Below are 9,589 nucleotides of genomic sequence, written 5' to 3'. Positions count from 1 at the left end.
AGGCCGGGGCCCAGGTGGGATAGCCGCTGTGAGACACACCACCGTCGCCCAACTGGGCCCCGGCTTTCGCCGGGGCACGATGGGAAGCGACGCGAAGGTCAGCGATCGCTACCGCCGATCAGACGATCCGTTCGACTTCCATCTTCTTGATCTCGGCGATCGCCTTGGCGGGCGACAGACCCTTGGGACAGACGTTGGCGCAGTTCATGATCGTGTGGCAGCGATACAGGCGGAACGGATCCTCCAGCGCATCCAGCCGCTCGCCGGTCATCTCGTCGCGGCTGTCGGCGAGCCAGCGATAGGCCTGGAGCAGGATCGCCGGGCCGAGGAACTTGTCCGAATTCCACCAATAGCTCGGGCAAGAGGTCGAGCAGCAGGCGCAGAGGATGCACTCGTACAGGCCGTCGAGCTTGGCGCGCTCCTCAGGCGACTGGAGCCGCTCCTTGCCCGCGGGCGGCGGCGTCACCGTCTGCAGCCACGGGGTGATCGACGCGTATTGCGCGTAGAAGCGCGTGAAGTCGGGCACGAGGTCCTTGATCACGTCCATCGCAGGCAGCGGCGTGATCTTGATCTCGCCCTTCACGTCCTCGATCGCGGTGGTGCAGGCCAGGCCGTTGCGGCCGTCGATGTTCATCGAGCACGAGCCGCAGATGCCCTCGCGGCACGAACGCCGGAAGGTCAGCGAGCTGTCCTGCTCCGACTTGATCTTGATCAGCGCGTCGAGGACCATCGGGCCGCATTCGTCGAGATTGACCTCGAACGTGTCGTAGCGCGGGTTCTCGCCCGAGTCGGGATCGTAGCGATAGACCTTGAAGTTGCGCATCGTCCCGCCCGGCTGCGGCGAGGCGACCTTGCGGCCGCCCTTGATCTTGCTGTTCTTGGGGAGCGTGAACTCGGCCATGCGGGTCTCTACTTCGTTGGGCCGTCGGCGCACAGGAGGCGCACCGGCGCCGTTCGTGGGGCGGGTACACGATCGCGGGGCTGGGCGCAAACGTGACCAATGCCGCCTACCTAGAGATTATGGCTGCGCGCTCAAGAGGCGATCGCGCGCTCCAGCGCCGCGACATCGATCCGGGTCATGGTCATCATCGCCTGCATCGCCTTGGACCCATGCACCGGATCCTGCATCAGCTCGGTGAGGCGACGCGGCACGATCTGCCACGCCACGCTCCATCGGTCCTTGATCCAGCCGCACGCCACCTCGGTGCCGCCGTTCGCCAGGATCGCGTCCCAGCAGCGGTCGACCTCGGTCTGGTCGATGCAGTCGACCTGGAGCGACATCGCCTCGCTGTGCGTCGGACCGGCACCGCCGTTGAGCATCGCGAACGATCGCCCCGCGAGCGTGAAGGTGACGGTGAGCACGTCACCTGCCTTGCCCGCCGGATAGTCCGCCGGCGCCCGCGACACCGCCGTAATCGCGCTGCCGGGAACCAGCCCGGTGTAGAAGGCGGCCTGCTCCTCCGCGGTGCCGTCGCACCACAGCCATACCGACACCTTGTCCATCACGCCCGCCGCTCGCCGACGAAGCCGAACGCCGCGCCCTCCGGGTCGGCCGCGACCACCGAGAAGCTGCCGCCAGGGATCTCGTCCGGCCCCTGGATCACGCGCCCGCCCGCGCCGGTCAGCCGCTCTGCCGCGGCGTCGACGTCGTCGACCATGAAGTAGAACTGCCAGCCCGGGCGCTTGCCGGCGAAGCTGTTCATCGTCGCGCCGAGGCAGATCGTGCCTGAGTGGACGAACTTATAGTCGCCGAGCTCGCCCATCGGCATCGCGCCCTCGTGCCGCCAGCCGAACAGCCCGGCGTAGAAGGCGAGCGCGGCGTCCTGGTCCGGCGCGGTCAGCTCGTTCCACACCGCGTGGCCTGCGGTGGCGGTATCGGCGCTGCGGAAGGCGCGCGATCCTTCGTCGTCGCCGCGCATGACGTAGAAGGGCGTGCCGTCCGGGTCCGCCACCAGCGCGATCCGCCCGACGTCGGGAATGTCGGTCGCCGGCATCGTCACCGCACCGCCCGCGGCGGTGACCCGCTCTACCGTCGCGTCGACCTCGTCGACGGCGAGGTAGACCAGCCAGCCCGGCGCCATCGGCGCTCCCGACGGCACCGCCATCAGCCCCGCGACACCGTCGCCGTCGGGCGCGGCGAGCACGCGATAGTCGGGCGCGGCGGCGAGCTGCGGTCGCTCCACCGACCAGCCCAGCACGTGCGTGTAGAAACGCTCCGCCGCGTCGGGATCGCGGGCGAGCAGCTCGTACCAGATCGGCAGTCCTTCCCGGTCGGTCATCCTCTTCCTCCTCAATGCTCGTTGAGCACGGCGAAACCGCCGTAGATCATGCGCTTGCCGTCGAAGGGGAGTGGCGTGAGCAGCAGCTTCGCCATCCGCTCGTCCGCCATCACCAGCGGGGTCGCGCGATCGCGGGTGGCGCGGTCGGGCCATTCGACCCAGGAGAAGACGACGCTCTCCTCCTTCTCCGCGAGTGCGGCGCGGCGAAAGTCGACCGTCTCGCCGGCGGGGAGGTCGTCGCCCCACGCCTCGACGTGACGGATCGCGCCATGGTCGAGGAACACCGGCGACGCCGCCTCCGCCAGCGCCACATAGTCGGCGCGGCGCGTCGGCGGCACCGGCAGGACATAGCCGTCGACGAAGCCTGGTGCGGCGCCGCGCCCGGTGTCGACGATCACCTCGAAGCCGCCGAGGATCATGTGCGAGACATCGAATGGCGGCAGGCCGAGCGCGGCGAGCCGCTCGTCGGTGACGATCGCCTCGCCGAAGGCGTCCCGCGCGGCGCGGTCGGTGAACTCGATCCAGCCGAAGCTGGCCGTCTCACCGGCGCCGAGCCGTACCGCGCCCGCAATGTCGTTGCGCTCGCCCGCGGGCACGTCCTCGCCCCAGGTGTCGACCACGCGGCGGGCGCCATGCTCGCGCACGATCGCCGCGGCGACGCGCGCGTGCTCGGCGAAGCGCTCGCGCGCCGCGATGGCGACCGGCGTGATGAAGCCGTCGATATAGCTCATGCGAGCTGCTCCGCGCGCTTAGCGATCCACTCGGCGAAGCCCGGGGGCGGGCATCCGGTGAAGCCCGCCAGCTGGTCGGCGAGCGCGCGGCGGAACGCGGGCCGCGCCTCGCCGCGCGCGACATAAGCGGCGAGCGTCGGCCGCGCGGCGAGCAATGGGTGGTCGCGCAGGATGCGCAGCACCGCCACCATCAGCAGGTCGCCCGCGGAGAAGGCGCCATCATACCATTCGCGCTCACCCAGTCGCGCCGCCACCTCGCCGAGCCGCTCGGCGATGCGCGCCTCTACCGCTGGCAGGCGCGGCCTAGACCAGGGCTGGTCCGCCTCGAACAAAGTGGCGATCGCATGGTCCATGATCGGCGGCTCGACCGTATTGAGCGCGGCGAAGGCCCATTCGGTGGCGCGTGCGCGCCCGAGGCGATCGTCGGGCAGCAGCCCGTCGCGGCTGTCGGCGAGGTGCAGCACGATCGCGCCCGACTCGTAGAGCACGAGCTCGCCCTCCTCATAGGTCGGCACTTGGCCGAACGGCTGGCGCGCGCGGTGCGGCGCCGCCTTCTGCTCGCCCTGCGCGAGATAGCGCACGCGATAGGGCTGACCGACCTCCTCCAAGGCCCAGCGCACGCGCAGATCGCGCACCTGGCCGCGCGCGAAATCGGGGACCCAGTCGAACGCGGTGATCACGGGTTGCATGGGAGCCTCTCCTCTGGCTTCCCCGTCATGCCGGGCTCGACCCGGCAGCCATCGCGCCGCGCACGCTACGACCGTCTCGTCCGCGGGACCATGGATCCCGGCTCGAAGCCGGGATGACGGTCTTCTACTATCCATTGTCTCGTCAGCCGCCGATGGCGGCTGCCTGCCAGAGCAGCGCGGCGGTCAGCGCGAAGGCGGCCAGCCCGAGCGGCAGCGGCCGGTCGAGCGCGCGCCGCGCGGCGCCCGGCTCAGGCCGGCACCGCGGCGTCATGCTGCTCGGCCGGCTTGGCGTTCGCGTCCATGTGCATCACTTCCCAGCCGTGGCCGTCGAGATCGTCGAAGGCGCGGCCGTACATGAAGCCGCGGTCATCAGCGCCGTGCAGCTCGCGCCCGCCCGCCGCCAGCGCCGCCGCGCCGAGCTGGTCGACCTCGTCGCGCGATGCGCAGGAGAGGCAGAGCAGCGCAGCGCTGGTGCTGCGCGTGTCCGCGATCGTCTTGGGCGTGAAGGTGCGGTAGAAATCGTGCCCGAGCAGCATCACCCAGATCGAGTCCGACCAGACCATCCCGGACGCCTGGTCATTCGAGAAGTCCGGATTTCGTACGAAGCCCAGCGCCTCGTAGAAGCGGGTCGACGCGGCCACGTCGGCCACCGGCAGGTTCACGAAAATCACCCTCTCCATGGTGCGATCTCCCTCGCTCTTCCCTTGTGCGATCCTGCTTCGCGTGGTTAGTTAAAGCAACCATGAAGTTAGAAAATGTAACAAAAAGGCCGATGGCGCGCGAGCGCTGGTACGACGACGCCTGCGGTACCGCGCTGGCGATGGAGCTGCTCGGCGAGCGCTGGGCGCTGCTGATCGTGCGCGAGCTCATGTTCGGCCCGCGCCGCTTCACCGAACTGCGCGTCGGCCTGCCCGGGATCAGCGCCAACGTGCTGACGCAGCGGCTCGAGCGGCTCGCGGCGACAGCGGTGGTGGCGAAGGTCGAGCTGCCTGGCCGTGCTGCCGGCTACGCGCTCACCGAATGGGGCTATGAGGCCGAGCCAGCGATCATGACGCTGGGGCGCTGGGCGGCGCGCTCGCCCGACCACGACCCGACGCTGCCCTTGTCCGCCGCCTCGATGATGATGTCGCTGCGCACGATGGTCGATCCCGCGCGCGCATCGGGGCCAATGACGATCGGCTTCCTGTTCGGACGCGACTCGTTCGTGGCGCGACTCGCCGACGGCGCGCTGCCGATCGAGCGCGCGCCCGCCTTCGGCGACGCGGTGTTCGACACCGACCCGCAGACCATGGCCGCGATCGTCTACGGCAAGCTGCCGATCGCCGCGGCCGAGGCGGCGGGCAGCCTGCGCTTCGGCGGCGATCGCGCCGCGGCCGAGGCGTTCATCGACCTGTTCCACCTGCCGGCCAAGGCAACCGCGGCGCCCGCGGCGGGTTGACGCGAGTGCGTTCCGTTCCCACTGGAACGGCATCCTCCAGCGAACGGCGTGCCCGCGAATGACCGATCTGCCCAATACCCAGCCCGACAGCCGCGACACGACCATCCTCGACGCGCCCGACAAGATGGTCAGCGTGCGCGACCTGTTCGGCATCGACAGCGACATGCAGGTGCCGGCGTTCAGCGAGGCCGACGAGCGCGTCCCCGACCTCGACCCAGCCTATGTGTTCGATTCCGACACCACGCTCGCGATCGCCGCTGGCTTCGCGCACAATCGCCGCGTGATGGTGCAGGGCTATCACGGCACCGGCAAGTCGAGCCATATTGAGCAGGTGGCGGCGCGGCTGAAATGGCCGTGTATCCGCATCAACCTGGACGCGCACATCAGCCGCATCGACCTGGTCGGCCGCGACGCGATCGTGCTGCGCGACGGCCAGCAGGTCACCGAGTTCCGCGAGGGCCTGCTACCCTGGGCGCTGCAGACGCCGACCGCGCTGGTGTTCGACGAATATGACGCCGGCCGGCCCGACGTGATGTTCGTGATCCAGCGCGTGCTCGAGACCGAGGGCAAGCTGACGCTGCTCGACCAGAACCGCGTGATCCGGCCGAACCCGTGGTTCCGGCTGTTCGCGACCGCGAACACGGTCGGGCTGGGCGATACCAGCGGGCTCTATCACGGCACGCAGCAGATCAACCAGGGCCAGATGGATCGCTGGAACGTGGTCATCACGCTCAACTATCTGCCCGCCGCGACCGAGGCCAATATCGTGCTCGCCAAGTCGGGCGAGTATGACAAGCCCGAGGGCAAGAAGCTGGTCGAGAACATGGTGCGGGTCGCCGACCTGACGCGGCGCGGTTTCGTCAACGGCGACATCTCGACCGTGATGAGCCCGCGCACGGTGATCAGCTGGGCGCAGAACGCGCTGATCTTCGGCGACGTCGGCTTTGCGTTCCGGCTGTCGTTCCTCAACAAGTGCGACGAGGCCGAGCGTGCCCTGGTCGCCGAATATTACCAGCGCGTGTTCGGCAAGGACCTGCCGGAGAGCGTCGCGGCGAAGGCGTGAGGTGAGGCGATGCGAGCGATGACCGATTTCGACCGGATCACGTTCGACGAGCGTGTGATGGGCGGCAAGCCGTGCATTCGCGGCATGCGCGTGACGGTAGGGATGGTTGTCGGCCAGATCGGGTCGGGTCGGTCCATCGAGGCATTGCTCGACGACTATCCTTATCTCGAGCGCGAGGACGTGCTCCAGGCGTTGCGCTATGCCGCGTGGCGCGCGGAGGAGCACGACGTCGCGCTACGTCATGCATGAGGGTGATCGTTGACATGAACCTCTCTCCCCGCCGGATCGGAGCGCTCTCCCGTCACGGCATTGCGGCGGCGCATTGGTCTGCGCTCGGCGCGCCGGACGCGAGTGACTCCACGATCATGCAACACGCGCTGTCCGAAGGCGCGCTGGTTCTCACGCACGATCTCGATTTCGGCGCGATCCTGGCCGCGACTGGCGCGCGAGGGCCGAGCGTGATCCAATTGCGCGGCGACGCGGTTTTGCCCGAGCAGGCGAGCGGCGCCGTCATCGACGCCTTCGACCAGTTCGGATCTGGGATTGCCGCGGGGGCGCTCCTTACCTTGGACGTACGCCGCGCGCGCGTCTCTCTCCTGCCGCTGCGTCGCTGATGGCCACCGATACCCCGCTCGACCGCTTCAAGTCCGTGCTCGGCGGCACCGCCCGCGCGCTGTCCGACGAGGCTGAGGTGGAGCTCGCCTTCACTGCCGACGCGCCGGCGCAGTCGGGCAAGCACCTGCGCGTGCCGATGCCGGCGCGCACCTTGCCCGCCGACCAGGTCGCCGAGGCGCGCGGCTTCGCCGACTCGTTCGCGTTGCGCCTCCGCCACCACGACATGGCGCTGCACGCCCGCGGCGCGCCCGACGACGCTACCGCGCGCGGCGTCTATGACGCGATCGAGGACGCGCGCGTCGAGGCGCTCGGCAGCCGCGGTTACCAGGGCATCACGGCAAACCTAGCCACCGCGCTGGACGTGCGACTGCGCGCCGATCCGATCCTGCGCGCGCGCAACCGCAGCGAGGTGCCGCTCGCCACCGCGCTCGGGCTGATGGTGCGCGAGGCGCTCACCGGCGAGCGTCCGCCGGTCGCGACCGAGCCCGGGCTGGCGCTGGTGCGCGAGTGGGTGGAGGAGCGCGCCGACCTCGCCGCGCTGGCGCTCGCGCTCGACGACCAGCGCGCCTTCCAGGGGCTCGCGCGCAAGCTGCTCGAGGACCTTGAGCTGGTCGAGGGCGATCGCACCCCCGAGCAGAGCGACGAAGGTGGCGACGAGGAAGAGGGCGAGGAGGGGCAGGACACCGACCAGCCCGACGAGGGCGACGCCGAGGGCAGCGAGGGCGAGTCCGAGGTGGAGGCGCGCGGCCAGCAGCGCGACGACGAGTCGAGCGAGGGCGAGAGCGAGCAGCTTGAGGGCGACGACCTCGACGACGACGCCGAGGGCGAGCCCGGCGACGACGGCGAGGAGGGGATGCAGCCGGTCCGCCCCAACCGTCCCAGCGCCGATCTCGGCCCCGACTTCGACTATCGCGTGTGGACGACCCAGTTCGACGAGGTGATCGCCGCGACCGACCTGTGCGACAGCGACGAGCTGGCGCGGCTGCGCGGCTATCTCGACCAGCAGCTGGTGCACCTCCAGTCGGCGGTGTCGCGGCTCGCCAATCGCTTGCAGCGCCGTTTGATGGCGCAGCAGTCGCGCTCCTGGGACTTCGACCAGGACGAGGGGCTGCTCGATGCCGCGCGCCTGGCGCGCGTGGTGGTCAACCCGACCCAGTCGCTCAGCTACAAGGTGGAGCGCGACACCGAGTTCCGCGACACGGTGGTGACGCTGCTGATCGACAACTCGGGCTCGATGCGCGGCCGTCCGATCTCGATCGCGGCGATCAGCGCCGACATCCTGGCGCGCACGCTTGAGCGCTGCGGCGTGAAGACCGAGATCCTCGGCTTCACCACGCGCGCCTGGAAGGGCGGGCAGAGCCGCGAGACCTGGCTCGCCGCGGGGCGCCCGCCGCAGCCCGGCCGGCTCAACGACGTGCGCCACATCGTCTACAAGAAGGCGGACGAGCCGTGGCGGCGCGCGCGCAACGCGCTCGGGCTGATGATGCGCGAGGGGCTGCTCAAGGAGAACATCGACGGCGAGGCGTTGCTATGGGCGCACGCGCGCATGCTCGCCCGGCCCGAGGAGCGCCGCATCCTGATGGTGATCTCAGACGGTGCGCCGGTCGACGACTCCACGCTGAGCGTCAACACCGGTTCCTATCTGGAGCGCCACCTGCGCCAGGTGATCGGCTGGATCGAGAAGAAGTCGTCGGTCGAGCTGGTCGCGATCGGCATCGGCCACGACGTCACCCGCTATTACAGCCGCGCGGTGACGATCATGGACGCGGAGCAGCTCGGCGGCACGATCATCGAGCAGCTCGCCGCGCTGTTCGACGCCGAGTGATCGCTGGGCCGCCGGGCGGCTTCGTCGGTCCGGTCAAGCGCTCGATCACGATCGCGGGCCACCAGACCTCGATCAGCCTCGAGCCGGTGTTCTGGTCGGCACTCGAGCGCGCCGCAGCGGTGCGGGGGCTGCCGCTCTCCGCGCTGGTGGCGGAGTTGGACGCGTTACGAGTGCAAGAGCCAGAGCCGGCCAATCTCGCGAGCGCGCTGCGGACATGGCTGATGGTGGAGGCGGGCGGCGTCGAGCGAGCCGAGTGAGCATGGCGGCGGCGCGATGTCTCAGGTGCCCAGCCATTTGCTCATCAGAACGCGCGGCATGTCCTCGTAGCCGAGCTGCTCGTAGAAGGGCACGACCGCGGCGTTGGTCTGGCGTACCATCAGCTGCACCTTGGCGACGCCTCGGGCGCAAAGCCACTTTTCGCCGGCCGCGACGACGCTGCTGCCCAGTCCCTCACGGCGACGCCCGGGCGCGCACGCGACATAATAGAGCCAGCCGCGATGACCGTCATGGCCGACCATCGCGCTGGCGACGATCAGGTCGTCAGCGAGCGCGACCAGCACCGTGGAGGCAGGCCCGGCGACGGCGAAGCGGAAGTCCGCGAAGGGGTCGTTGTGGAGTGCGACCAGCCCGCAGATGCGCCAGAGCGCGATGACCTGGTCTTCGTCCTCTGCCGTGGCGTCGCGAATGTGGAAGGGCATCGGCATCATCTAGGGTCTGATCCATTGAAGCTGAAGCGTGCTCTGGCGAACGCCGGAGTCCAGGGCCGCGAGAATAGCGATCGTGACACTGGGCTCCTGCTTTTGCAGGGGCACGCTCGTGTTCCGCAAGCCGCGGATCGGACTCAGCGCGCCTGTCCTCGAGCGACCGGGGGCCACCGAGCACCCCGGCTTGCCAGCACGACCGTCACGGCCTAAGGGGCGCGCATTCGCAAGGACCCGGTGAGAATCCG

At 69.6% G+C, this 9,589-nt stretch carries 14 protein-coding genes and 1 other annotated feature (1 of these 15 cut by a window edge); of the genes, 6 read left to right on the top strand and 8 right to left on the bottom strand.

Annotation, left to right across the window (positions count from 1 at the left end; genetic code table 11):
* Window positions 1-118: 118 nt before the first annotated feature.
* The 7 genes from FHY02_RS04960 to FHY02_RS04935 form a co-directional block, all read right to left on the bottom strand.
* Window positions 119-901 carry a succinate dehydrogenase iron-sulfur subunit gene (locus FHY02_RS04960; RefSeq protein ID WP_132907670.1) on the bottom strand — a complete coding sequence of 261 codons (783 nt, stop codon included), beginning with the start codon at window positions 899-901 and terminating at the stop codon, window positions 119-121.
* 131 nt (window positions 902-1,032) lie between these two features.
* Entirely contained in the window at window positions 1,033-1,503 is a 471-nt protein-coding gene (locus FHY02_RS04955) for a VOC family protein (RefSeq protein ID WP_183920749.1), read from the bottom strand.
* Window positions 1,503-2,279: a VOC family protein gene (locus FHY02_RS04950; RefSeq protein WP_183920748.1), complete on the bottom strand. Its 777-nt coding sequence runs from the start codon at window positions 2,277-2,279 to the stop codon at window positions 1,503-1,505. Before FHY02_RS04950 ends, FHY02_RS04955 begins: the two co-directional genes overlap by 1 nt.
* Before the next feature lie 11 nt (window positions 2,280-2,290).
* Window positions 2,291-3,010: a DUF1428 domain-containing protein gene (locus FHY02_RS04945; protein WP_183920747.1), complete on the bottom strand. Its 720-nt coding sequence runs from the start codon at window positions 3,008-3,010 to the stop codon at window positions 2,291-2,293.
* A complete protein-coding gene (locus FHY02_RS04940; protein ID WP_183920746.1) occupies window positions 3,007-3,699 on the bottom strand; it encodes a glutathione S-transferase family protein in 693 nt (230 codons plus the stop codon). Before FHY02_RS04940 ends, FHY02_RS04945 begins: the two co-directional genes overlap by 4 nt.
* A gap of 142 nt (window positions 3,700-3,841) precedes the next feature.
* Window positions 3,842-3,970, bottom strand: a complete 129-nt coding sequence (locus FHY02_RS22850) for a hypothetical protein (protein WP_260172612.1) — start codon at window positions 3,968-3,970, stop codon at window positions 3,842-3,844.
* Complete coding sequence (locus tag FHY02_RS04935; RefSeq protein ID WP_183920745.1) at window positions 3,948-4,379, bottom strand: VOC family protein; 432 nt, start codon at window positions 4,377-4,379, stop codon at window positions 3,948-3,950. Before FHY02_RS04935 ends, FHY02_RS22850 begins: the two co-directional genes overlap by 23 nt.
* Before the next feature lie 92 nt (window positions 4,380-4,471).
* Here FHY02_RS04935 and FHY02_RS04930 point away from each other — a divergent pair, with 92 nt between their 5' ends.
* The 6 genes from FHY02_RS04930 to FHY02_RS04905 are packed head-to-tail and all read left to right on the top strand — an operon-like array spanning window position 4,472 to window position 8,897.
* On the top strand, window positions 4,472-5,137 hold the full coding sequence (locus FHY02_RS04930) for a winged helix-turn-helix transcriptional regulator (protein ID WP_260172611.1): 666 nt from the start codon (window positions 4,472-4,474) through the stop codon (window positions 5,135-5,137).
* A 58-nt stretch (window positions 5,138-5,195) separates the two neighbouring features.
* Complete coding sequence (gene cobS, locus FHY02_RS04925; protein WP_183920743.1) at window positions 5,196-6,200, top strand: cobaltochelatase subunit CobS; 1,005 nt, start codon at window positions 5,196-5,198, stop codon at window positions 6,198-6,200.
* 18 nt (window positions 6,201-6,218) lie between these two features.
* On the top strand, window positions 6,219-6,449 hold the full coding sequence (locus FHY02_RS04920) for a DUF433 domain-containing protein (protein ID WP_183920742.1): 231 nt from the start codon (window positions 6,219-6,221) through the stop codon (window positions 6,447-6,449).
* Window positions 6,446-6,814 (top strand): DUF5615 family PIN-like protein, encoded by a 369-nt coding sequence (locus tag FHY02_RS04915; protein WP_183920741.1) that lies wholly within the window; start codon window positions 6,446-6,448, stop codon window positions 6,812-6,814. Before FHY02_RS04920 ends, FHY02_RS04915 begins: the two co-directional genes overlap by 4 nt.
* Window positions 6,814-8,640, top strand: a complete 1,827-nt coding sequence (gene cobT, locus FHY02_RS04910; protein WP_183920740.1) for a cobaltochelatase subunit CobT — start codon at window positions 6,814-6,816, stop codon at window positions 8,638-8,640. The genes FHY02_RS04915 and cobT overlap by 1 nt, the downstream gene beginning before the upstream one ends.
* Complete coding sequence (locus tag FHY02_RS04905; protein ID WP_183920739.1) at window positions 8,637-8,897, top strand: ribbon-helix-helix domain-containing protein; 261 nt, start codon at window positions 8,637-8,639, stop codon at window positions 8,895-8,897. The genes cobT and FHY02_RS04905 overlap by 4 nt, the downstream gene beginning before the upstream one ends.
* Before the next feature lie 21 nt (window positions 8,898-8,918).
* Here FHY02_RS04905 and FHY02_RS04900 read toward each other — a convergent pair whose 3' ends face one another.
* Window positions 8,919-9,347, bottom strand: coding sequence for a GNAT family acetyltransferase (locus FHY02_RS04900; RefSeq protein ID WP_260172610.1), 429 nt, complete (start codon window positions 9,345-9,347; stop codon window positions 8,919-8,921).
* A gap of 221 nt (window positions 9,348-9,568) precedes the next feature.
* Window positions 9,569-9,589: a sequence feature (sul1 is cis-regulatory element that is thought to sense ions involved in sulfur or methionine metabolism; They are found in Alphaproteobacteria), on the top strand; it runs 35 nt beyond the window's last position.

Source organism: Sphingomonas sp. BK069, assembly GCF_014193405.1.
GTDB lineage: Bacteria > Pseudomonadota > Alphaproteobacteria > Sphingomonadales > Sphingomonadaceae > Sphingomonas.
The sequence above is the reverse complement of the archived record's forward strand: the minus strand, read 5'-3'. Positions and strand labels throughout refer to the sequence as shown.

Bases quoted from the DNA above. Each gene is read 5' to 3' on its own strand.
- cobS (WP_183920743.1), top strand. From the start codon at position 5,196: ATGACCGATCTGCCCAATACCCAGCCCGACAGCCGCGACACGACCATC.
- FHY02_RS04960 (WP_132907670.1), bottom strand. From the start codon at position 901: ATGGCCGAGTTCACGCTCCCCAAGAACAGCAAGATCAAGGGCGGCCGC.
- FHY02_RS04935 (WP_183920745.1), bottom strand. From the start codon at position 4,379: ATGGAGAGGGTGATTTTCGTGAACCTGCCGGTGGCCGACGTGGCCGCG.
- FHY02_RS04950 (WP_183920748.1), bottom strand. From the start codon at position 2,279: ATGACCGACCGGGAAGGACTGCCGATCTGGTACGAGCTGCTCGCCCGC.
- FHY02_RS04930 (WP_260172611.1), top strand. From the start codon at position 4,472: ATGGCGCGCGAGCGCTGGTACGACGACGCCTGCGGTACCGCGCTGGCG.
- FHY02_RS04900 (WP_260172610.1), bottom strand. From the start codon at position 9,347: ATGATGCCGATGCCCTTCCACATTCGCGACGCCACGGCAGAGGACGAA.
- FHY02_RS22850 (WP_260172612.1), bottom strand. From the start codon at position 3,970: ATGACGCCGCGGTGCCGGCCTGAGCCGGGCGCCGCGCGGCGCGCGCTC.
- FHY02_RS04955 (WP_183920749.1), bottom strand. From the start codon at position 1,503: ATGGACAAGGTGTCGGTATGGCTGTGGTGCGACGGCACCGCGGAGGAG.
- FHY02_RS04945 (WP_183920747.1), bottom strand. From the start codon at position 3,010: ATGAGCTATATCGACGGCTTCATCACGCCGGTCGCCATCGCGGCGCGC.
- cobT (WP_183920740.1), top strand. From the start codon at position 6,814: ATGGCCACCGATACCCCGCTCGACCGCTTCAAGTCCGTGCTCGGCGGC.
- FHY02_RS04940 (WP_183920746.1), bottom strand. From the start codon at position 3,699: ATGCAACCCGTGATCACCGCGTTCGACTGGGTCCCCGATTTCGCGCGC.
- FHY02_RS04915 (WP_183920741.1), top strand. From the start codon at position 6,446: ATGAGGGTGATCGTTGACATGAACCTCTCTCCCCGCCGGATCGGAGCG.
- FHY02_RS04920 (WP_183920742.1), top strand. From the start codon at position 6,219: ATGACCGATTTCGACCGGATCACGTTCGACGAGCGTGTGATGGGCGGC.